22 protein-coding genes and 2 tRNA genes are annotated in these 21,837 nt (G+C 54.8%); 9 read left to right on the forward strand and 15 right to left on the reverse strand.

The window, feature by feature from the left end; all coding sequences use genetic code 11:
- Positions 1 to 6: 6 nt before the first annotated feature.
- The 3 genes from K6958_RS16415 to K6958_RS16425 form a co-directional block, all read right to left on the reverse strand.
- The gene (locus tag K6958_RS16415) at positions 7 to 1,353 is read right to left on the reverse strand and encodes a glucarate dehydratase family protein (protein WP_249892105.1); all 1,347 of its coding nucleotides are present in this window, start codon (positions 1,351 to 1,353) and stop codon (positions 7 to 9) included.
- A gap of 9 nt (positions 1,354 to 1,362) precedes the next feature.
- Complete coding sequence (locus K6958_RS16420; RefSeq protein ID WP_249892106.1) at positions 1,363 to 2,709, reverse strand: MFS transporter; 1,347 nt, start codon at positions 2,707 to 2,709, stop codon at positions 1,363 to 1,365.
- 266 nt (positions 2,710 to 2,975) lie between these two features.
- Positions 2,976 to 3,206 (reverse strand): hypothetical protein, encoded by a 231-nt coding sequence (locus tag K6958_RS16425; RefSeq protein ID WP_249892107.1) that lies wholly within the window; start codon positions 3,204 to 3,206, stop codon positions 2,976 to 2,978.
- A gap of 18 nt (positions 3,207 to 3,224) precedes the next feature.
- Between K6958_RS16425 and garD the strand changes: the two genes are divergently transcribed.
- Positions 3,225 to 4,784: a galactarate dehydratase gene (gene garD / locus K6958_RS16430; protein WP_249892108.1), complete on the forward strand. Its 1,560-nt coding sequence runs from the start codon at positions 3,225 to 3,227 to the stop codon at positions 4,782 to 4,784.
- 21 nt (positions 4,785 to 4,805) lie between these two features.
- Here the strand turns inward: garD and K6958_RS16435 are convergent, their stop codons facing one another.
- The 4 genes from K6958_RS16435 to syd form a co-directional block, all read right to left on the reverse strand.
- A complete protein-coding gene (locus K6958_RS16435; protein ID WP_249892109.1) occupies positions 4,806 to 5,252 on the reverse strand; it encodes a flavodoxin in 447 nt (148 codons plus the stop codon).
- A gap of 11 nt (positions 5,253 to 5,263) precedes the next feature.
- A complete protein-coding gene (truC, locus tag K6958_RS16440; RefSeq protein WP_249892110.1) occupies positions 5,264 to 6,043 on the reverse strand; it encodes a tRNA pseudouridine(65) synthase TruC in 780 nt (259 codons plus the stop codon).
- The gene (locus K6958_RS16445; protein ID WP_249892111.1) at positions 6,043 to 6,372 is read right to left on the reverse strand and encodes a YqcC family protein; all 330 of its coding nucleotides are present in this window, start codon (positions 6,370 to 6,372) and stop codon (positions 6,043 to 6,045) included. Before K6958_RS16445 ends, truC begins: the two co-directional genes overlap by 1 nt.
- A 603-nt stretch (positions 6,373 to 6,975) precedes the next feature.
- The gene (gene syd, locus K6958_RS16450) at positions 6,976 to 7,530 is read right to left on the reverse strand and encodes a SecY-interacting protein (RefSeq protein ID WP_249892112.1); all 555 of its coding nucleotides are present in this window, start codon (positions 7,528 to 7,530) and stop codon (positions 6,976 to 6,978) included.
- Between the two features lie 107 nt (positions 7,531 to 7,637).
- Between syd and queF the strand changes: the two genes are divergently transcribed.
- From queF to xni, 3 genes are all read left to right on the forward strand, one after another.
- Complete coding sequence (queF, locus tag K6958_RS16455; protein WP_249892113.1) at positions 7,638 to 8,483, forward strand: NADPH-dependent 7-cyano-7-deazaguanine reductase QueF; 846 nt, start codon at positions 7,638 to 7,640, stop codon at positions 8,481 to 8,483.
- Positions 8,484 to 8,666: 183 nt separating this feature from the next.
- Positions 8,667 to 10,031 (forward strand): nucleotide 5'-monophosphate nucleosidase PpnN, encoded by a 1,365-nt coding sequence (ppnN, locus tag K6958_RS16460; protein WP_249892114.1) that lies wholly within the window; start codon positions 8,667 to 8,669, stop codon positions 10,029 to 10,031.
- Between the two features lie 37 nt (positions 10,032 to 10,068).
- Positions 10,069 to 10,827 carry a flap endonuclease Xni gene (xni, locus tag K6958_RS16465; RefSeq protein WP_249892115.1) on the forward strand — a complete coding sequence of 253 codons (759 nt, stop codon included), beginning with the start codon at positions 10,069 to 10,071 and terminating at the stop codon, positions 10,825 to 10,827.
- Positions 10,828 to 10,939: 112 nt separating this feature from the next.
- Here the strand turns inward: xni and K6958_RS16470 are convergent, their stop codons facing one another.
- From K6958_RS16470 to K6958_RS16490, 5 genes are all read right to left on the reverse strand, one after another.
- On the reverse strand, positions 10,940 to 11,107 hold the full coding sequence (locus K6958_RS16470; protein ID WP_249892116.1) for a YhfL family protein: 168 nt from the start codon (positions 11,105 to 11,107) through the stop codon (positions 10,940 to 10,942).
- Between the two features lie 533 nt (positions 11,108 to 11,640).
- Positions 11,641 to 12,741, reverse strand: coding sequence for a 23S rRNA (cytidine(2498)-2'-O)-methyltransferase RlmM (gene rlmM / locus K6958_RS16475; RefSeq protein ID WP_249892117.1), 1,101 nt, complete (start codon positions 12,739 to 12,741; stop codon positions 11,641 to 11,643).
- Entirely contained in the window at positions 12,734 to 13,129 is a 396-nt protein-coding gene (locus K6958_RS16480; RefSeq protein WP_249892118.1) for a DUF423 domain-containing protein, read from the reverse strand. The genes rlmM and K6958_RS16480 overlap by 8 nt, the downstream gene beginning before the upstream one ends.
- 53 nt (positions 13,130 to 13,182) lie before the next feature.
- Positions 13,183 to 14,100, reverse strand: a complete 918-nt coding sequence (gene gcvA, locus K6958_RS16485) for a glycine cleavage system transcriptional regulator GcvA (protein ID WP_249892119.1) — start codon at positions 14,098 to 14,100, stop codon at positions 13,183 to 13,185.
- 344 nt (positions 14,101 to 14,444) lie between these two features.
- On the reverse strand, positions 14,445 to 14,669 hold the full coding sequence (locus tag K6958_RS16490) for a YgdI/YgdR family lipoprotein (protein WP_085070364.1): 225 nt from the start codon (positions 14,667 to 14,669) through the stop codon (positions 14,445 to 14,447).
- A gap of 218 nt (positions 14,670 to 14,887) precedes the next feature.
- On the opposite strand from K6958_RS16490, the gene csdA reads away from it, so the two are divergent.
- Together csdA and csdE are read left to right on the forward strand one after the other, a co-directional pair.
- Positions 14,888 to 16,093: a cysteine desulfurase CsdA gene (gene csdA / locus K6958_RS16495; protein ID WP_249892120.1), complete on the forward strand. Its 1,206-nt coding sequence runs from the start codon at positions 14,888 to 14,890 to the stop codon at positions 16,091 to 16,093.
- 5 nt (positions 16,094 to 16,098) lie between these two features.
- On the forward strand, positions 16,099 to 16,563 hold the full coding sequence (csdE, locus tag K6958_RS16500) for a cysteine desulfurase sulfur acceptor subunit CsdE (RefSeq protein WP_249892121.1): 465 nt from the start codon (positions 16,099 to 16,101) through the stop codon (positions 16,561 to 16,563).
- Here csdE and tcdA read toward each other — a convergent pair.
- Together tcdA and mltA are read right to left on the reverse strand one after the other, a co-directional pair.
- Complete coding sequence (tcdA, locus tag K6958_RS16505; protein ID WP_249892122.1) at positions 16,526 to 17,329, reverse strand: tRNA cyclic N6-threonylcarbamoyladenosine(37) synthase TcdA; 804 nt, start codon at positions 17,327 to 17,329, stop codon at positions 16,526 to 16,528. The two genes, csdE and tcdA, sit on opposite strands and share 38 nt — an antisense overlap.
- Positions 17,330 to 17,385: 56 nt before the next feature.
- A complete protein-coding gene (mltA, locus tag K6958_RS16510) occupies positions 17,386 to 18,537 on the reverse strand; it encodes a murein transglycosylase A (protein ID WP_249892123.1) in 1,152 nt (383 codons plus the stop codon).
- A 202-nt stretch (positions 18,538 to 18,739) separates the two neighbouring features.
- Here mltA and K6958_RS16515 point away from each other — a divergent pair.
- A tRNA-Met gene (locus tag K6958_RS16515) sits at positions 18,740 to 18,816 on the forward strand.
- 49 nt (positions 18,817 to 18,865) lie between these two features.
- Positions 18,866 to 18,942, forward strand: a tRNA-Met gene (locus tag K6958_RS16520).
- Between the two features lie 88 nt (positions 18,943 to 19,030).
- Here K6958_RS16520 and amiC read toward each other — a convergent pair.
- Positions 19,031 to 20,275: an N-acetylmuramoyl-L-alanine amidase AmiC gene (amiC, locus tag K6958_RS16525; RefSeq protein ID WP_249892124.1), complete on the reverse strand. Its 1,245-nt coding sequence runs from the start codon at positions 20,273 to 20,275 to the stop codon at positions 19,031 to 19,033.
- Between the two features lie 231 nt (positions 20,276 to 20,506).
- Here amiC and argA point away from each other — a divergent pair, with 231 nt between their 5' ends.
- Positions 20,507 to 21,835: an amino-acid N-acetyltransferase gene (gene argA, locus K6958_RS16530; protein WP_249892125.1), complete on the forward strand. Its 1,329-nt coding sequence runs from the start codon at positions 20,507 to 20,509 to the stop codon at positions 21,833 to 21,835.
- The last annotated feature ends 2 nt before the right edge of the window (positions 21,836 to 21,837 follow it).

Consider the following 21,837-nt stretch of genomic DNA (forward strand, 5'->3'; position numbering starts at 1 on the left):
GATTCCTTATGCTTTGCTGCGCCCGAACGCCGGGCGCTTGCGATCAAATGTCCAGCCGGGAATGAGGTACTGCATCGCGGTCGCGTCGTTACGCGCGCCGCCCGGCAACGTTTTGTACAGCTCATGCGCCTGCTGCAGGCGTGCCCAGTCCAGTTCAATTCCCAGGCCGGGCTTATCGGGAACGGCAATTTTGCCGTTACGGATCTGCAAAGGCGCTTTGGTGAGATGCTGCTCGCCCTCCTGCCAGATCCAGTGCGTATCGATGGCGGTGGGCTTACCCGGCGCAGCCGCGCCGACGTGGGTAAACATCGCTAAAGAGATATCGAAATGGTTATTGGAATGGCAGCCCCAGGTCAGGCCCCAGTCGTCACACAGCTGCGCAACGCGCACTGCGCCGCTTAAGGTCCAGAAGTGCGGATCGGCCAGCGGAATATCGACCGCATTCAGCATTACCGCGTGCTGCATTTCACGCCAGTTAGTGGCGATCATATTGGTGGCGACCGGCAGGCCGGTGGCGCGGCGGAACTCCGCCATCACTTCGCGCCCGGAGTAGCCCTGCTCGGCGCCGCACGGATCTTCCGCATAGCTGAGCACATCCTGCAGCCCTTTACAGAGGGCGATCGCCTCATCCAGCATCCAGGCGCCGTTAGGGTCAACGGTGATGCGCGCCTCCGGAAACCGTTTTTTCAGCGCGCGCGCGGCCTCTATTTCATCCTCGCCCGGCAGCACGCCGCCTTTTAATTTAAAGTCTTTAAAGCCGTAGCGATCCTGGGCAGCCTCTGCCAATCGCACCACCGCCGCGCTATCCAGCGCCTGCTGATGGCGCAGGTGATACCAGTCGTGCGTCGCCTGCTCGCCACTCAGATAAGGCAGATCCGTTTTTTCCCGATCGCCGATATAAAACAGATAGCCCAGCACGGTAACTTCATCACGCTGTTTACCCGGCCCCAGCAGCTCAGCGACCGGCACATTCAGGCACTGGCCCAGCAGGTCGAGCAGGGCGGCTTCCAGCGCGGCCACCGCATTCACCCGCAGTTCAAATGTCCAGGCGCCTTTGCCGAACGTATCGAAATCAGCGTGCTGGTTACCCTGGTGCACCTGCTGCACCAGCCGATTCATGCGGCCGACTTCATGCCCCACCACCTGCGGGATCGCCGCGCTCAGCGTCTGGAAGATGGTTTCACCGCCCGGCGCCTCTCCCAGGCCGGTATGCCCGGCGCTGTCGGTCAACACCACGATGTTGCGGGTAAAGTAAGCGTTATGCGCGCCGCCGATATTAAGCAGCATGCTGTCATGACCGGCGACCGGAATAACCTTCATATCGGTAATCACGGGCGTGCTTTGCGTATTCATCGCCTCTCCTTACGCTACTTTATTCAGTTCGATACGTTTGATATCGCCCACCAGCACCAGGTAGCTCAGCACCGCGACGAAGGCGTGAATGCCGACGTAGATCAGCGCGCCGTTATACGAACCGGTGGAGGCGATGATGTAGCCGATAGCGATAGGGGTAATGATGCCGGAGATATTGCCGAACATGTTGAACAGGCCGCCGCTAAGCCCGCTGATCTCTTTGGGCGCGGTATCCGCCATCACCGCCCAGCCGAGCGCGCCGATGCCTTTACCGAAGAAGGCGGTCGCCATAAAGAACACCACCACCCATTCCGTATCGACGTAGTTACAGGTGACCATCGAAATGGAAAGCAGCATGCCGAGAACGATAGGCGTTTTACGGGCGATATTCAGCGAGCCGGTTTTACGCATCAGCCAGTCGGAAATCACGCCGCCGAGCACGCCGCCAAGGAACCCGCAGATGGCCGGAATAGAGGCGATAAACCCTGCCTTCAGAATCGACATACCGCGCGCCTGTACCAGGTAAACCGGGAACCAGGTAATAAAAAAGTAGGTCAGCGCATTAATGCAGTACTGCCCGAGATAGATACCGATCATCATCCGTGAGGTAATCAGCTGGCGAATCTGGCCCCATTTTTCACGTCCGCTGATTTTCTGCTGCGCTTTCTTCGCATCCATATTAATCAGCGCACCGCCCTGCTCCATATACTCCAGCTCGGCCTTATTCACCCCGGGATGATCGTTGGGATCGTGGATCACTTTTAGCCAGATAAAGCTGATGATGATGCCCAGCCCGCCCATAAACCAGAAGACGTGCGCCCAGCCAACCTGAGCGGTCAGCCAGCCCATAATCGGGGCGAAAATAACGGTAGCGAAATATTGCGCCGAGTTAAAAATCGCGACCGCGGTTCCACGCTCCTGCGCCGGAAACCAGGCGGCGACGATGCGGCTGTTGCCGGGGAAAGAAGGCGCTTCCGCCAGCCCGACCAGAAAGCGCAGCATAAACAGCGCGACGATAACCGTGAAGCCTTCAAAAATATCCACGAAGCCCTGTAACAGGGTAAACAGCGACCAGATAAAGATGCTCCAGAAATAGACGCGCTTCGAGCCGAAACGGTCAAGTAGCCAGCCGCCGGGGATTTGGCCAATCACATAGGCCCATGAGAATGCCGAAAAGATGTAGCCCATGCCGACCGGATCGAGACCGATATCTTTCGCCATCTCGGAACCGGCAATGGAAAGCGTGGCACGGCCGCCATAGTTAAAGGACGTCACGATAAACAACATCACGACGATCCAGTATCGTGCGTTAGTTCTTTTTTCTACGGCGCTTTCCGCCTGGCTGAATGAATTCATGATGCACTCCTGAAATATAGCGTTACGCTACTTTCCACTCTGACTGCATACACATTTTGTTGAGTATCAGAATGAGGTTGGGTTAAACATGGCGATGATTATTTGTTAGCAAAAACATCTACTACGCGGCTCAGCTGTCTCAACCATTGTCAAACCTGGGGAAAAGTATATGGAGCGCACCGGGGCAATTCATTGGAATAAAGCCCGATATTTTGTGTTGAAAAACGGTTATTTTATGGCTTTTGCCTAATTCGCTGCGGCCCGGCTCACGGAATCGTTTTTTTCAGGCCGATCGGCTGCGGGCCACGCACAGTGCGGATGGGGTTTGTGAGCCTCTTCACTTGCATTTGTTCTAAAGCCTGAAAATGAAGTGAACGGAAAACATAAACCAGGTCATTTGCATAATGCTCACACCATTGCCGCTTCTTATACTTTTCACAGCAAAAACATAAGACGCGGTTTTCACCGACGCCATCCCGCTTTCCAAGCTTTTCCATTTACTGGATACCAAAGCAATGAAAATATTCGAAGAGACGCCGCGCTATATTCGGGTACACGCAGACGATAACGTCGCTATCGTAGTGAATGACAACGGACTGCCTGCCGGCAGCGTATTTCCCTGCGGGCTGCGCCTTACGGAACATGTTCCCCAGGGGCATAAGGTCGCGCTTAGCGCCATTGCGCGCGGCGAAACCATTCGCCGTTACGGCGAAGTGATTGGCTACGCGCTGCGGGATATCGCCCAGGGCAGCTGGATTGAAGAGTCGCTGGTGGCGCTGCCCGAAGCGCCGCCGCTGGAAAGCCTGCCGTTGGCGACGCGCGTACCGGAATCATTGCCGCCGCTGGAAGGTTACACCTTTGAAGGCTACCGCAACGCCGACGGCAGCGTCGGCACGCGTAATCTGCTGGGGATTACCACCAGCGTACACTGTGTGGCCGGCGTAGTGGATTATGTGGTCGGCATCATTGAACGCGAACTGCTGCCGCGTTACCCCAACGTCGATGGCGTGGTGGCGCTTAACCATCTTTACGGCTGCGGCGTGGCGATCAACGCGCCGGCGGCCATTATTCCCATCCGCACTATTCATAACCTGGCGCTGAATGCCAACTTTGGCGGCGAGGTAATGGTGGTGAGCCTTGGCTGTGAAAAGCTGCAGCCGGAGCGGCTGTTAGCCGCTAACGGCGATGATGTGCAGGCAATTTCTCTTGGCGACGAGGATATTGTACGTTTGCAGGATGAACGCCATGTCGGCTTCGAGGCGATGGTGCAGGCGATCCTGCGCGTAGCAGATCGGCACCTGCAGCGCCTGAACCAGCGTCAACGTGAAACCTGCCCCGCGTCCGAACTGGTTGTCGGCATGCAGTGCGGCGGCAGCGATGCTTTCTCCGGCGTGACGGCGAATCCGGCGGTGGGCTACGCCTCTGACCTGCTGGTGCGCTGCGGCGCCACGGTAATGTTTTCCGAAGTAACTGAAGTGCGCGATGCGATCCATCTGTTAACGCCGCGGGCGGTAGATGAGGCAACCGGTAAACGTCTGCTGGAAGAGATGGCCTGGTATGATGAGTATCTGCGTCAGGGGCAAACCGATCGTAGTGCCAACCCTTCCCCGGGCAACAAAAAAGGCGGACTGGCAAACGTGGTGGAAAAAGCGCTGGGCTCGATTGCGAAATCAGGACGCAGCGCCATCGTTGAAGTGCTGTCGCCCGGCCAGCGTCCAACGAAGCGCGGGCTCATTTACGCCGCCACGCCCGCCAGCGATTTTGTCTGCGGCACGCAGCAGATGGCCTCCGGTATTACGCTGCAGGTTTTCACCACCGGACGCGGCACACCGTATGGCCTCGCCGCCATTCCGGTAATCAAAATGGCGACGCGCACCGCGTTAGCCAACCGCTGGCATGATTTAATGGATATTAATGCCGGCACCATCGCTACTGGCGAAGAAACTATTGAACAGGTGGGCTGGCGCTTATTTACTTTAATACTGGATATCGCCAGCGGCCGACAGCAAACCTGGTCCGATCGCTGGGGCATTCGCAATGCGCTGGCGGTGTTTAATCCGGCTCCGGTTACCTGATGGCCGACGGAGCCGGAAGCATTACAGCAGCTTGCCCCAGCTTTCAACCCAGGGTGAGCTGACACTTTCCGGCTCTGGCGATTCCATCGCATCCACCAGCAGCATATCGCCGATGCGCGTTGCTTGCTGCTCCTGTAGCAGCGCGTCAAAGGTTTTCCCCGCGCCGCAGAAGTGATCGTAGCTGCTGTCTCCCAGCGCGATCACGCCATAGCGCAGCTGCGGCTGATGGCCCAGCTTATCTTTTACGTCGTGATAGAGCCCGGCGATGCTGTCGGGAAAATTGCCCTGACCGGTAGTCGAGGTAACAATCAGCGCAACCTTATCGCCGTACTGCTGCCAGTCGCTAAAGCTGGGATCTTCAAAGATCTGCACCTGATGACCTTGCTCTTGCAGGATCGGCTCGGCCTCTTCCGCAACCAGCAACGCGTTGCCGTAAACCGTTCCGACGAAAATACCTATCTGCGCCATAAACTTCTCCCTTATTGTGTGTCTCTATCCTGGCCTGGCGACTGTGCAAACTCAACCCTGGGAATATCAGGGAGATGATGCTGCCAGCCAAACTGCTGCATCAGGCGTTGCCAGTCATGATCGAGCCCGGCCCGCAGAGTAAGCAGCTCGCCGGTGACCGGATGGCTCAGCGCCAGGCAGCTGGCGTGCAGCATCAAGCGATCGCAGCCGAAATGCTGCGCTACGCCGCGGTTCTGACGTAAATCGCCATGCGTGGTATCGCCAATAATCGGATGGCGCAGATGGGAAAGATGACGACGCAGCTGATGTTTGCGGCCCGTCGCCGGCTGCAGCTCCATCAGGCTGTAACGGGCGGTGGGATAACGGCCGATAGCCACCGGCTGTTCCGTGATCGCCACCCCGCGCCAGTCGGTTACCGCCGGCTGCGGCCCTTTATCCGCCGAGGCATATTTATCAGCGATTTTATCCAGCTCTTCGGTCAGCGGATAATCGAGCCGCTCCGCGCCCTGCAGCCAGCCACGCACCACGGCATGGTAGGTTTTCGTCATTTGATGCTGCTCAAACTGCTGCGACAGCAGGCGGCCGACTTCACTGGAAAGTCCCATTAGCAGCACGCCGGAGGTAGGCCGATCGAGCCGATGAGCGGTAAAGACGTGCTGGCCGATTTGATCGCGCACCGTCTGCATCACAAACACTTTTTCTTTACGATCCAGCCAGCTGCGATGCACCAGCCAACCAGCGGGTTTATTGACTGCCACCAGCCATTCGTCTTGATAAATAATTTCCAGCATCAGCGATCCGGGACAATAAATAGCGCATCAAGCGCGCTCAGGTGAACCAGCAGCTCGCGGCGTGCGGGAATTTCCGCTTCCAGCGCCATTTCATAATAGGGTGCGATAGCAAAATTTTGCGGCAGCTCCGCCTCAGCGTCGAGCAAGGCGTGCATACGCGGGATCAACACCCACTGCAACCACTCCAGCGGCCGCATAGTATCGAGGAAAAACGGCTGCGTGCTGTTGAACGCTGCCGACTCAGGCGCTTCGCTCTGCCATAGCGCATGCGCTTTCAGTAATGCTTCGACCGCCAGCAACCCCTGGCGAACCTGATGTTCACGGTGCATGGGCATCCTCACAACGGGTGTAATTTTAAGGGCGGCAAGCATAGCACCGGTGGGCCGATGGGAAAACGCGCAGCATAAAAAAAGGGGCACTGTATTAACAGTGCCCCCGGTTCGTTTGCAGCAATCCAGCTACTTTATTGCTCCCTGCTCATCCATGAAAACTTTTCCCTGCTGTCATCCTGACAAACTCGCCTTCATGGCGGTACTCCATCGGCTTTCCTGGCCCACCAGACATCCTGTCTGGCTCTCATTCTCCGTCCTGGAGGTGTCCTTTTATTCCAGCCTGGAATGTTCGGCTTCATCCTGAAGCTATCCGTTAACGCCTCTCCCTGTGCGACGCATCATCCTGATGTACGCCTTCCCTGACGTTATCCATTCCACGGATTTCCTTTCCGATAATTTGCAGTTTGCCTTAGCCAGAAAAGGAAACAAGCTACCTTTTCCGTTAATCATTTAACCTGGCAAAAATCTTAAAAGACAGATTTCACTAAGTTTATGATTTACATTATTTTCACAAAAAAAGTTTTCATTTCCTGATGATTTATTCTGGCGATCTCTCACAGTCCATGTAAGAGATCTCCTACAACATTACGGGCGAATCACTTAAGCAAGCTCAGTAACCGGTTGTAATGACTTAAGAAAAATCCTAAGATCCGGCGCCAGTTTTTCGCGGCGCGGCGTTCCTAAGGTTTCACAAATCACTTCCCCGGTTAAGTTGCACACGGATATAACCTCTGAATCAGAAGCGGTGGTGGCAATAAATAATGTCGGAGTTTGTTTTAAACGCCTTTTCATTACTAAGTGCCCAATCAGGTTTTCCTGCACTCGCACAAAATCGGCTTCGCTCCATACCTGAAGTAAAGTGATCGGCTGCTGTTCGAACGTCGCCTGCATATCGCCAGCGTATTGCGTTGTATAATAGCTCACCACCGCAGGCTGCAACTGAAGCTCCAGCGCCCGTTCTACCGCTGCGAGATGCGGCTCGGCACTAAAAGGCTGCGGCTGCCAAAGCACGCGCTCGCCACGGTTTTCTACCGCACAGGGTGAAGGAACCGCATATAGCTCTGCACTGGCAGGCGGATGCCCATAGCGCTGCTGCCATTGCTGACAGTAATACTGAGTGAAGTCACGCAACGCGGCGGCAATAAGATCATTCATCTTTTTTTACTCCAGGCTGAGTGAGTTACACTTACAGCCTTATTTACCGTTTCTTTATCACAGGAAAAGACACTGCTCGTCATTCCCGACGGGCGTGAGGTTACGTTATGTCTTCTTATGAACAACATCAGTCGCTTGCCAACCTGACTTTGGGCAAGCCGACCGCTTGGCAGGATCGCTACGAGCCAGCCTTGCTACAGGCGGTACCGCGTTCGCTTAACCGTGAGCCTTTAGGCCTTTATCCCACCAATCTGCCCTTTCACGGCGCCGATATCTGGACATTGTATGAACTCTCTTGGCTGAATGCCAAAGGTGTTCCTCAGGTCGCCGTGGGCGAGGTGGTGTTACAGGCGGATAGCCTTAATCTGATCGAGTCAAAGAGCTTTAAGCTTTATCTTAACAGCTTTAACCAGACGCGCTTTGCCGACTGGGGCGAGGTGCGCCAGACGCTGGAACGTGATTTGCGCGCCTGCGCGCAGGGCGATGTTAGCGTAGCGCTGTTCCGCCTGCAGGAAATAGAAGGACAGCCGATTGGTCAGTTCGACGGTTTCTGTATTGATGAGCAGGATATCAGCATTGATGAGTATCAGTTCAATGCCGATTATCTGGCCGATGCCGCAGGTGACGAAATCGTTGAAGAAACGCTGGTTAGCCATCTGCTGAAATCGAACTGTCTGATTACCCATCAGCCTGACTGGGGTTCGGTACAAATTCGCTATCGCGGGCCGCGCATCAAGCGCGAGGCACTGCTACGCTACCTGGTCTCGTTTCGTCATCACAATGAGTTTCACGAGCAATGTGTAGAACGTATCTTTAACGATCTGCTGCGCTTCTGTCGGCCGGAAATGCTGTCGGTTTATGCTCGCTATACGCGACGCGGCGGACTGGATATTAATCCGTGGCGCAGCAATACTGATTTTTCGCCCAGCCATTCACGCCTGGTGCGCCAGTAAACTGCGGAGCTCCTCGCAGGACTACGTTCTGTTACAGGAATCGGTTGAGGAACTTCAGCACAGAAGGCTACTCTGAGAAGCAGCGGTGGCGATATACCACCGCTCAGGGATTTTCTCGTCACCGTGCAGTTGCCGTAACGACACGGTGTCATTTATCACCCTGGCGGGTGTAAAGGAGTTCACTTGATTACACATATCAGCCCACTTGGCTCGATGGATTTGCTTTCGCAGTTAGAAGTCGACATGCTGAAGCGTACGGCCAGCAGCGATCTCTATCAGCTGTTTCGCAACTGCTCTCTCGCCGTGCTTAATTCCGGTAGCCAGACCGACAGCAGCCATGAACTGCTCTCCCGCTTTGAAAACTTCGATATTAATGTGCTGCGCCGCGAGCGTGGCGTAAAGCTGGAACTGATTAATCCGCCGGAAGAAGCCTTTGTTGATGGGCGCATTATCCGTTCTTTGCAGGCTAACCTGTTTGCCGTACTGCGCGACATTCTGTTTGTTACCGGTCAGTTTGAGACAGTTGGCCGTTTTCAGCAGCGCGACCTGGATAATTCCGCGCATATCACCAATCTGGTTTTCTCTATTTTGCGTAACGCGCGCGCGCTGCACGTCGGCGAATATCCTAATATGGTGGTTTGCTGGGGCGGCCACTCAATTAACGCGACCGAATATCAATATTGCCGCAACGTCGGCACTCAGCTGGGCCTGCGTGAACTGAATATCTGTACCGGCTGCGGGCCGGGCGTGATGGAAGCGCCGATGAAAGGCGCCGCCGTGGGTCATGCGCAGCAGCGCTACCGCGAAGGACGTTTTATCGGCCTGACCGAGCCATCGATTATTGCCGCAGAGCCGCCGAATCCGCTGGTTAACGAACTGATTATCATGCCGGATATTGAAAAACGTCTGGAAGCGTTTGTGCGCATTGCGCATGGCATTATCATTTTCCCGGGCGGCGTCGGTACCGCAGAAGAGCTGCTTTATCTGCTGGGTATTCTGATGAATCCAGAGAATAATGATCAGGTGCTGCCTTTGATCCTGACCGGGCCGAAAGAGAGCGCCGATTATTTCCGCGTGCTGGATGAGTTTATCGTGAATACCGTCGGCGAGCAGGCGCGTCGTTATTACACCATCATTATTGACGATGCAGCCGAAGTGGCGCGTCAGATGAAAAAAGCGATGCCGCAGGTTAAAGAGAACCGTCGTGAAAGCGGCGATGCCTACAGCTTTAACTGGTCGCTGCGCATTGAACCCGATTTACAGGTTCCCTTCCTGCCAACGCATGAGAATATGGCGAACCTCAATCTCTATCCCAATCAGCCGCCGGAAAAACTGGCCGCCGCCTTGCGTCGCGCCTTCTCCGGCATTGTTGCTGGTAACGTGAAAGAGATGGGCATCCGCGAGATTCGGCAGAGAGGACCGTATAAACTGCATGGCGATCCGGCCATTATGCGCCGCATGGACGATCTGCTGCAGGGCTTCGTGGCTCAGCACCGCATGAAGCTACCGGGTACGGCCTATATTCCGTGCTACGAAATCATCAAATAATCGTAAACGGGCGGCATCATGCTGCCCGTCATTAACCATGACTATTCATTTATTAATTGTTGATGCGCTGAATCTTATTCGCCGTATTCATGCGGTACAGGGAACACCTTGTCAGGATCGCTGCGTCGCGGCTTTGCAGCAGCTATTGGGCCATACACAGCCTACTCATGCCGTTGCGGTATTTGACGATGAGCTGCGTCGTGAAGGCTGGCGGCATCAGCTGCTGCCTGACTATAAGGCGGGACGTCCGCCGATGCCGGAAGATTTGCAGCGGGAAATGCCCCTGTTGCAGGCGGCGTTTCGTCAGGCTGGCGTGCCCTGCTGGTCCGCAGAAGGCGATGAGGCGGACGATCTGGCCGCTACGCTGGCGGTGAAAGTAGCGCAGAGCGGCCATCAGGCGACCATTGTCTCAACGGATAAAGGCTATTGTCAGCTGCTGGCGCCTGAAATCCGCATTCGCGATTATTTTCAGAAGCGATGGCTGGATCTACCGTTTATTGAGCAAGAGTTTGGCGTCGCGCCAGAGCGGCTGCCTGATTTCTGGGGGTTGGCCGGCATCGGCAGCAGCAAGATACCCGGCGTGGCGGGAATTGGTGCTAAAAGCGCCAGCCAGTTATTACAGCAGTTCGGTTCGCTGGAAGTATTGTATCAGCAACTTGATGCGGTGCCGGATAAGTGGCGCAAGAAGCTAATTGAACAGCGCGAGATGGCATTTATTAGTCAGCGCGTCGCAACGCTGCGCACCGATCTCCATCTTAACGGCAATCTGAAAGATTTACGGCTACAGGGAAATTAGCCTGTTTCAGTTTTATACCCATCAGACATTAAATTGCCGGCGCGTTGGCTTTCTTCAAATTAAAAATGCTGGTCAATTCAGACCAGCATTGAGCGCTATAACAAAACCGTTATTATTTTGCTGTTGGGCCACAGCCGCCAATGATCTTAGAAACAGAGATGGCCGGGTGCAGCAAATAATCATAATCACAGTTTTTTTCTTTATTATAAACGCTACCGGTACAGCCGGTAAGTGTCGCTAAAAAAGCGCCCAAAATGGCGATTTTGCATGCCTTTTTCATTGTAATTTCCTTTTGAATTAAACGTTCCTTTTAATACAGAGCGATACCATGCGAATGGTATCGGATCTAATACAACCCTAAATATAAAAAGCTGTCAATAAAAACGAATATTGCTCAATAGCTAATGTTAGCGGGTCTTATATTTTATTTGATAAAAGTAGATTGCGATAATTATGCAACGCTGTTTATAACGCTATCCGTGGCAATTATCATTCTCCAGCTAAAAAGGAATATTTAATAAATAGCTTTATACCGATGCGGTTGTCTGATTAGCGGACCTCAGAAAACCCAATCTGATTGGCAAGCCGGCAGCTCAGCAATCTGGGAAGCTGCGTGCAGACAATCCAGCGCCCAGGGAAGCGGCAGGCGGAGCGAGGAGTAAAACGTCCCGCGGCCGGGGATGGCGCGGGACAGGCTGTCAGGGATGACATTTTTGTGTCTTTACGGAAAGGCCACCAGCCGCTGACAACTCAGTAAACAGCCAGACCACACCAACCCGCCGCTGACAACACTCAACAATGACCTCGCCGACTTTATCGCTCGTCGCGGCGGCCCGGCGTCGCGCCCCAAATACGGCGGATATGCACCGTCACTTCTTCACGATCGTGGTAAAGCTGGCGCGCCTGAATTTGCGCGTTAATACCATTTTCCTGCAGCTTCTCCTGAATCATCGCCAGATTCTGCGATACCTCTTCATAACGCTTCTTCATCGGCAACTTAAGATTGAAAATCGCCTCACGACACCAGCCGTTAATCAGCCACTCCGCCATCAGGTTAGCCACGCGCACCGGTTTCTCCACCATATCGCATACCACCCAGCTGATATTGCTGCGCGTCGGCCGATACTTAAAACCATCCTCACGATGATGCATCACCTGCCCGGTATCCATCAAAGAGGGCGCCATCGGACCATTATCCACCGCATGCACCATCATGCTGCGTTTCACCAGCTGATATGTCCAGCCGCCGGGACAGGCGCCAAGATCCACTGCATACATTCCGCTTGCCAGACGCTCATCCCACTCATCGGCCGGAATAAACACGTGAAACGCCTCCTCCAGCTTCAGCGTAGAGCGGCTCGGCGCGTCGGCAGGAAACTTAAGGCGCGGAATACCCATAAAAAACGGCGAATTATTACCAGGATATGAATACCCCACATAACAGTGGCCAGAGGCGATAAAAAAGACATGGATCACCGGCCGGCTGGCGCTCTCATAATTCAGTAAACTCTTCTGCTGACGCAGCGCCGCACGCAACGGAACGGTAAACTTACGGCAAAACTTCAGCAGCTCCTTCGCTTCGTTGGTATCCGGCACCTCAACCCTTAAGTCACCGCCCTTCTCTACCACGCCGTTCAGCATGCCGGCCACCGGAGAGATACGATCCTCCGGCGGCAAATCGCGCAGCAGCTCCCCCACAACCACCATCTGACGAGCAAAAATCAGCTCGCTAAAAGGCAGCTCGCGCGCCAGCTTATCGGCATCGGCGGCTTCATAACACTCAAACAGCACATAGCCCGAGTTCTCTTTTACCCGTGCGAAGCCATAGACTTCACGCTGCGCCGCCTTATCCGTAATCTCTGCCGCACACTCTTTCTCAAAACCGGAACGGCAATACAACAACACTTTATTCATGGCGATCTGCCTTTCTCTTCAGACGCAGCGCGCCGATTAACATTAAAACCCAACCAATCAGAAAACAGGTGCCGCCCACTGGCGTAATAAACACCCACATCTTCAAATGCGACAGCGCCAGACAATAAAGACTGCCGCTAAACAGCACCACGCCCAGCGCTAAAAACGCGCTGCTCCAGTAAAACCAGATATTGGCGCGACGCAGCATCGCCGCAGCCAGACCAATAATGGTCAGCGTATGCCAGGCCTGATAATCCAGCCCGGTATGAATCCAGGCCATTTCCGTCGGCCCCAGAGACTGACTCAGGACGTGCGCACCAAATGCGCCAAAAGCGACAAAGAAAAAGCCGCTGATGGCAGAAAAAATTAACATTGCACGACTGGACATCGAACGATCCTCGTAACATAACGCGCCGGGTCACTCCGTCGCGGATAAATAGGTTAATTGGCGTAGCGGAAACGGAACTTCTCTTGCTCGCTTGCGGCTTTTGCCAGAATCCAGTGTCGAAAGGCGGCTATTTTACCCAGTTCTGCCTGGCTGTCATGACAAACCAGATAAAAAGCGTTCTTACTGACCAACACATCATTAAACGGGCAAACCAGGCGGCCTGCCTCAATCTCGCTTTGCGCCATAACATTATTCGCCAGCGCCACGCCCTGGCCATGAATCGCCGCCTGCAGCACCATCGCGCTGTGGCTGAAAATAGGGCCCTGCTGCACATTGATATGCTGCAAGCCTAACTGGCGCGTATAGGATTGCCAGTCACGGCGCGAAGCGTCATGCAACAGCGTCATATGTTCTAAATCGGCAGGCATTTTTAACGGCTTATCGCCGGTAAGCAGCAACGGCGAGCAAACCGGCAATAAATATTCAGCGTACAGTTTTTCAACGCGCAGCCCCGGCCAGTTGCCGCGTCCATAAAAAATCGCCACGTCGACATCGTCGGCCAGTTTCTCTTCTTCACGGTCCACCGCCTGGATACGCACATCAATTCCCGGATAAGCTGAGTTAAAGCTGGAAAGGCGCGGCACCAGCCACTGAATCGCGAAGCTCGGCAGCAGGCTAACCGTCAACGCCCCTTTGGCGCTGCGCGCCTGCAGCTTACGCGTCGCATCATTGAGCGCTGAAAAAATCTCCTTAATATCCAAATAGTAGCTTTGACCTTCCTCGGTTAATAATAGCGAACGATTACGCCGCCGAAACAGCTTCAGACCGAGAAAATCCTCCAGAGATTTAATCTGATGGCTTACAGCCGCCTGGGTAACAAATAACTCTTCAGCCGCTTTGGTAAAGCTGAGATGACGCGCTGCTGCATCAAAAACGCGCAGAGCATTCAGTGGTGGAAGACGTTTTGACATGGTATCCAAATCTTGGCTGAAACACTTTGACGCAACCCGACAGTAGCGCGTTACGTATTAGATTTTTTTATCCGAGACATTATAAATTGTCCGTTGAGGAAGCTCCAGCAAATACCTATAGTTGCCGCACTTCCTGAGCCGGAACGAAAAGTTTTTCAGAATAAGTGGGAAACTACTGATTTCAGGGGAGCTTTTGGCTTGTGGTCGTGATGTTGTGTTTGCAATTTGATCTGACGCTTTTCAGATCGGGTAGCTCAGCTACCGTTTATTCCTGTAGATTTACCCTGTCTGTCCATAGTGATTTTAATAGCACCGCAAAAAGCGGTGCTTTTTTTTGCCTGAAATTACTGGCCCATCTCTACCATCTCTTTTACATCAGAGCGGTTGATCTGCTGCTCGTTGCCCTGAGCATCTTTATAGCTGATCATACCGGTATCATCGTCTACCATAGGCTTACCGTCGGTAACAATGGTGCGGCCGTCATTGGTATGCATGACATAATTGCTGGAACAAGCGGCTAAAGTAAAAGTCATGGCACAGGCGGCCAATACTGCGGCGAGTTTTTTCATTTTCTATCTCCTTGCAGATGAAATGCGATAAACCAACCGTCGCGGTCAGCCAGCATCAAGGGTGCTGAATAACAACATCCAGCCGGATAAGCCGACGGTAAACAGTTTAAACCTTGCCTTTTCAGCATAACGCGGATTTGCTGCTTCGCCAGTGGCTTAGGAGATTTTCAACCTGTTCCTGGCCCTGGAGGCTAAACCTTTATTGTAATGAGAACCGCATGACCCTATTTAATCCCGCCCAGTTCCGTCAGCAGTTTCCGGCGCTGGCAAACGCGGGCGTTTATCTGGACAGCGCCGCCACGGCGTTAAAGCCGCAGGCGGTAATTGAGGCCACTGAGCACTATTACAGCCTGAGCGCCGGAACCGTTCATCGCAGCCAGTATGCCGCAGCGCGCAAGCTCACCGAGCGTTATGAAAGCGCGCGCGCGCAGGTGGCCAGCCTGATTAATGCGCCACGGCCGCAGACGATTATCTGGACGCGCGGCACTACCGAAGCGATCAACCTGGTGGCGCAGAGCGCATTTCGCCCTACCCTGAAGCCCGGCGATGAAATTATTGTCAGCGAAGCAGAACACCATGCCAATCTGGTGCCGTGGCTAATGGTGGCCGAGCAGACCGGCGCCCGGATAGTGAAATGGCCGCTGGGTCCGAATCATCTGCCGGATATGGCGCTGTTGCCCACGCTCCTGAACGGTAAAACGCGCCTGCTGGCGCTGGGGCAGATGTCCAACGTTACCGGCGGCTGCCCCGATTTGGCGCAGGCGATCCAGCTGGCGCATGCCGCCGGTGCACTGGTAATGGTCGATGGCGCGCAGGGCGTGGTGCATTGCCCGCCCGACGTTCAGGCGCTGGATATCGATTTTTATGCCTTTTCCGGTCACAAACTTTACGGGCCGATGGGCATCGGCGCGCTGTATGGCAAACCGGCGTTGCTGGAGGCGATGCCCGCCTGGCAGGGCGGCGGCAAAATGCTTAGCCATGTTGATTTTAATGGCTTTACCCCGCAGCCGGTGCCCTGGCGCTTTGAGGCGGGCACGCCAAACGTTGCAGGCGTAATCGGCCTGAGCGCGGCGCTGGAATGGCTGGAAACGGTTGATATCGACGCGGCGGAACGCTGGAGCTGCAGCCTGGCGACGCTGGCGGAAGAGCAGCTACAGGCGATTCCCGGTTTTCGCAGCTTCCGCAGCGGCGAATCCAGCCTGCTCTCTTTTGATATCGCCGGCATTCATCACAGCGATGTGGTAACGCTGCTGGCGGAAAGCGGCGTGGCGGTACGCGCCGGTCAGCACTGCGCTCAACCGCTAATGGCGGCGCTGGGCGTCAGCGGTACGCTGCGCGCCTCATTTGCGCCTTATAATAGCCTGCAGGATGTCGATGCGCTGGTGCGCGCCATCCATAACGCCATCACTTTACTGGCCGAGTAACAACTATGACGCTTATCGCCCCACATCCTTTTGCGGAACTGATTACCGTTGCATCATTAAAAGAAAAGTTTGCCGCCTGCCCCGGCTGGGAAGAACGCTATCGTCAGCTGATCATGCTGGGCAAACAGCTGCCACCGCTGCCGGAGGCGCTGAAAAGCACGGATATTGAGCTGAGCGGCTGTGAGAACCGCGTCTGGCTGGGACATCAGCGCTTACATGATGGATCGCTGCACTTTTATGGCGACAGCGAAGGCAGGATCGTTCGTGGGCTGCTGGCGGTACTGCTGACCGCCGTAGAGCGACAGCAGCCGGAAATATTGCTGCAGCAGGATCCGCTGCAGCTATTTGATGAACTGGGCCTGCGCGAACAGCTGAGCGCCTCACGCAGCAGCGGGCTGGATGCGCTGGCGCAAGCAGTACGCGCAGCGGCGGCTAACCCTGACGCGCCGCCTTCGCCAATATTTTCTTAAGCACGTGTGAGACGGCGACAAAGCCGAAGGTGGCCGTGACCATGGTAGCGGCGCCGAAACCGGAGGCGCAATCCATCCGCTTCGGCCCTTCCGCCGTGCTGCGTGAAGCGCAAACGCTGCCGTCCGGCTGCGGATAAACCAACGCTTCGGTAGAGAACACACAATCAATACCCAGCTTGCCTTTGCTGTTCTTCACCACGCCAAAATCGTGCTTTAACCGCTCGCGCAGCTTGGCCGCCAGCGGATCCTGAATGGTCTTCGCCAGATCGCTAACCTGGATCTGCGTGGGATCGATTTGGCCGCCGGCGCCGCCGGTAGTCACCAACGGGATCTTATTGCGTCGACACCAGGCAATCAGCGCCGCCTTTGGCCGCACGCTATCGATCGCATCGATCACATAGCTGTAGCCTGCGCCCATTAGCTCGGCGGTATTATCAGGCGTAATAAAGTCATCTACGCAATTAACCGTACACTCCGAATTAATTGCCAGAATGCGTTCGGCCATCACTTCCGTTTTCGCCTTGCCAACATTGCCCTGCAGGGCATGAATTTGACGGTTGGTGTTAGTAATGCAAACGTCATCCATATCGATCAGCGTAATGGTGCCGATGCCGGTACGCGCCAGCGCTTCCGCCGCCCACGAGCCGACGCCGCCGATACCGATCACACAGACATGCGCATCGGCGAACAACTGAAGTGCGTCCTGACCATAGAGACGCGCCGTGCCGCCAAAGCGCTGCCGCCAGGCGTCAGAGAGAACTCTCATGAAATAACCTTTGTTGATAGTCGATAGCGAACCAGAACGGTCCGCCATCCGCTAGTTTACTGACTGGCGCTGACCAGCATTGAACCATTCTGGTTGTTTTGCGCGTTGCTGAACAGCGTGGTGCCGGTGCCCGGCGCGCTCTTCAGCACCCAAACGCGGCCATAGTGGTTAAAGAAGCCGGCCATATGCCCCGCTTCCGGCCCGATGCCCTGGTAAATATCAAAGTGCTGGCCTTTGATCGCGCCGCCGACATCCAGCGCCACCATCAAACGCATCTCATACTTGCCGGTAAATTTGCCGTCGTTATTTAACAGCGGCACTTCAGCCAGCAATACCGTTCCCGGCGGGATCAGCGAACGGTCCGCCGCTACCGACGCCTTCGCGATCAGCGGCACCGCGCTGGCGCCGCGCACCGGCGTAAAATCTTCCGGCTTAAAGAATACGAAAGAGTTATTGGTTTCCAGCAGCGCGCGCACCTCTTCCGGGCTGTGCTCATCGGCCCACTTGCGGATCGCCTGCATTGACATCTCTTCGCGTTTCACCTCACCGCGATCGATCAGCTCTTTGCCGACGCTGTGGTAGGCCCAGCCGTTCTTACCGGCATAGCCAAAGAACATCAGCGGGCGCCCATCGCCGTAATCGACGTAGCCGCTGCCCTGCACGTCCATAATAAAGTTATCCATCAGCGAATTGCTGTAGCCAATCACATAGCGCTCATCCAGCGCGCCGCTGTAAATCTGCGCCCGACTCGGCAATTTACGGCCTTTACTGCGCGGCGGCATGCGGTATAGCGGATACTGGAATTCGCCCTGGCGCGTATAGCGTGCATGGATAACCGGCGTGTAATAACCGGTAAACTGGACGTTGCCGTAATTATCCACGCCTTCCATCTGGTACGCATCCAGACCAAACAGCCTTAGCTGGCGCGTATCGCCCCCCGCCAACAGCCAGTTTTCAATAGCGCTATAGGTGTTATTTTGACGTGCATATAAAGAAGAAGAGGCGAAGCGGATTTCGCTAACCTGATCGCCAAAGTCTTTACCATTAACCGGACGCCCTTTGGCATTCGGCTGATTCACCAGCGTCAGAGGCTGTTCAATTTTGCCATCTTTATATTGCTGACCGCGATCGGTCGGCTTAGAGGAACATCCCGCCAGCAGCGCTAGCAGCGCGCCCGTTACCCAATACTTTGTCCAACGTCCGTTCATTGTATTCTCACCTCAGCTGCTTGCAGGGCAAGATAGCAAAGGGGTTATAAGAATGAAATGCGTTACCGGAAAAAGAGTCGCGTGCTTTGTTTAATAAATCATCATAGCGCGGAGATATTCAACAACCGGCGCGGTTATCCCAATTAATTTTCAAAAAGGGGTTGCATCAAAATCCGGTAAGAGTATAGTGCGCTTCCACGGACGCGGGATGGAGCAGCCTGGTAGCTCGTCGGGCTCATAACCCGAAGGTCGTCGGTTCAAATCCGGCTCCCGCAACCAATTAAGCAGTACGCAATAGATTGTCGTGACGGAAGCGACAACATCCGGACGCGGGATGGAGCAGCCTGGTAGCTCGTCGGGCTCATAACCCGAAGGTCGTCGGTTCAAATCCGGCTCCCGCAACCAATCATTAAAACACCCTCAAGGGTGTTTTTTTGTATCTGGCGTTTAACAAACCGGTTCGCCCGCCAGCGCGCGCTCCCCGGTTCCCGCATTATTTATGGTGCGCCAGCGCCGCCCCTTTTGAAAAATAGGCTTTGATGCCGCCCAGAATCGCTTCAGCCACCTGCTGTTGATAGCGCGCGGTACGCAGCTTGCGCTCCTCCGCTGGGTTACTGATAAACGCCGTTTCCACCAGAATCGAGGGAATGTCGGGCGCCTTGAGCACCGCGAACCCCGCCTGATCCACGCTGCGTTTATGCAGGTGGTTAATCTTGCCGATGCGCGTCAGCACTTCCTTGCCAAACTTCAGGCTATCGGTGATGGTCTGGCTTTGCAGCATATCGAACATGGTATGGTCGAGATAACGATCGCCGCTTTTGCTCACACCACCAATTAAATCCGATTCATTCTGCGTTTGGGCGAGAAAGCGCGCCGCCGCCGAGGTTGCGCCTTTGGTAGAGAGTGCAAACACTGAAGAACCGCGCGCCGCCCGGCTGGTAAACGCATCGGCATGAATAGAAACAAACAGATCGGCTCGCTGCTTACGCGCCTTCGCTACGCGCACCTTTAGCGGAATAAAGACATCTTCATTGCGCGTCATATAAGCGCGCATATTCGGCTCCTTATCAATCAGCGCTTTCAGACGGCGGCCGATTTTCAGCACGATATCTTTTTCACGAGTCTTATGCAGGCCGTGCGCGCCGGGATCTTCGCCGCCGTGTCCCGGATCGATCATGATAACAATCGGGCGGTCGCGCCCTGCTTTGCCAGGCAGCGGCGCCTCGGCGGGCTGCGTACGCTCCAGATCCCCCTGGTTATAATCTTTCAGCAACGCCAGCAGCGGATCATCCTGCGTGTCGTGCGCCGAATAGAGATCGACCACCAAACGGTGTTTAAAACCAGCAACCGGCGTCAGGGTAAACAGGCGCGGCGCGACATTCTGTTTTAGCTCCAGCACGATGCGCACGGTGTTTTTATCAAACTGGCCCACGCGCGCCGTTTTGATATAGGGATCGTTTTTTTGTACCAGCTGCCCTACCCCTTTCAGCACCCGATTCAGGTGCAAATTTTCAATATCGATCACCACACGCTCGGGATGACTCAGGGCAAACTGTTTATATTTCAGGGCCACGCTTGATTCAATGGTCAGGCGGGAATAGCTGGAAGAAGGCCAGATGCGCACCGCAACAATATGGCTGTTGGCCGCCAGCCCAACCCGGCTAACGCTCAGTAACCATAGTGCTCCAGCGCCCTGTAACAGCCGACGACGGCTGATGACGGGATGAGATTCGGACATGCCGCTCCAGATACTGTGTTGTGTCTAAAAAAAAGCCAGAAAAAAATGTGGCGAAAACTTTAACCCAATCGCTTTTATGCTGTCATCCGGAAAAAACCATTAAATGCAGCCTGTTAAGCTTATTAAACGATTGTGAAAAATGATAAGCGATGATAAAAGCCGCTTGCACTTCAGGCAACAAAAGAATAAAAATACACAAAAACCGAATATTCATGCAAAAGAGGGTTTGCCGTGAAGGAACGTAGCACCGCACTGGTTCAGGGGTTTCGCCATTCCGTGCCCTATATCAACGCCCACCGAGGTAAGACTTTTGTCATTATGCTCAGCGGCGAGGCGATTGAGCATGATAACTTTTCCAGCATAGTTAACGATATCGGTCTGCTGCATAGTCTCGGCATTCGGCTGGTTGTGGTGTATGGCGCCCGTCCGCAGATTGACGCCAGCCTGGCGGAACATCAGCTGGAGCCAATTTATCACAAGCATACCCGCGTAACCGATGCGCAATCTCTTGAGCTGGTCAAACAGGCCGCCGGACGTTTACAGCTGGATATCACCGCTCGCCTGTCGATGAGCCTGAGCAATACGCCGCTGCAGGGCGCGCATATTAACGTTGTCAGCGGTAACTTTATTATTTCTCAGCCGCTGGGCGTGGATGATGGCATCGACTATTGCCATAGCGGACGCATTCGCCGCATTGATGAAGAGGCGATTCACCGCCAGCTCGATAGTGACGCGATTGTTTTGATTGGTCCGGTGGCGGTATCGGTGACGGGCGAAAGTTTTAACCTGACGTCGGAAGAGGTTGCTACCCAGTTGGCGATCAAGCTGCGGGCGGAAAAGATGATCGGCTTCTGCTCTGAGCAGGGCGCGACGGACGATGAAGGCAATATTATTTCCGAACTGTTCCCCAACGATGCGCAGGCGCGCATTGAAACGTTGGAGCAGCGCGGTGACTACCTCTCCGGGACGGTGCGCTTTCTGCGCGGCGCCGTAAAGGCCTGCCGCAGCGGCGTGCGGCGCAGCCACCTGATCAGCTATCAGGAAGATGGCGCGCTGTTACAGGAGCTCTTCTCCCGTGATGGCATCGGTACGCAAATCGTGATGGAATCCGCTGAGCAAATCCGCCGCGCCACCATTAATGATATCGGCGGGATTCTGGAGCTGATCCGTCCGCTGGAACAGCAGGGCATTCTGGTGCGCCGCTCGCGCGAGCAGCTGGAGATGGAGATTGATAAATTCACTATTATTGAGCGCGATAACCTGACTATCGCCTGCGCGGCACTCTATCCCTTTCCGGATGAGCAGATCGGCGAAATGGCCTGCGTCGCGGTTCACCCTGACTATCGCAGCTCTTCACGCGGCGAAATGCTGCTGCAGCGTGTCGCGTTACAGGCGCGTCAGCTGGGACTGAAAAAGCTGTTCGTGTTAACCACCCGCAGCATTCACTGGTTCCAGGAACGCGGCTTTACGCCGGTAGATATAGAACTGCTGCCGGAAAGCAAAAAGCAGATGTATAACTACCAGCGCCGCTCTAAAGTGCTGATGGCGGACTTGACCTGATC

The organism is Mixta hanseatica (genome assembly GCF_023517775.1).
In the GTDB taxonomy this organism is placed as follows: domain Bacteria; phylum Pseudomonadota; class Gammaproteobacteria; order Enterobacterales; family Enterobacteriaceae; genus Mixta; species Mixta hanseatica.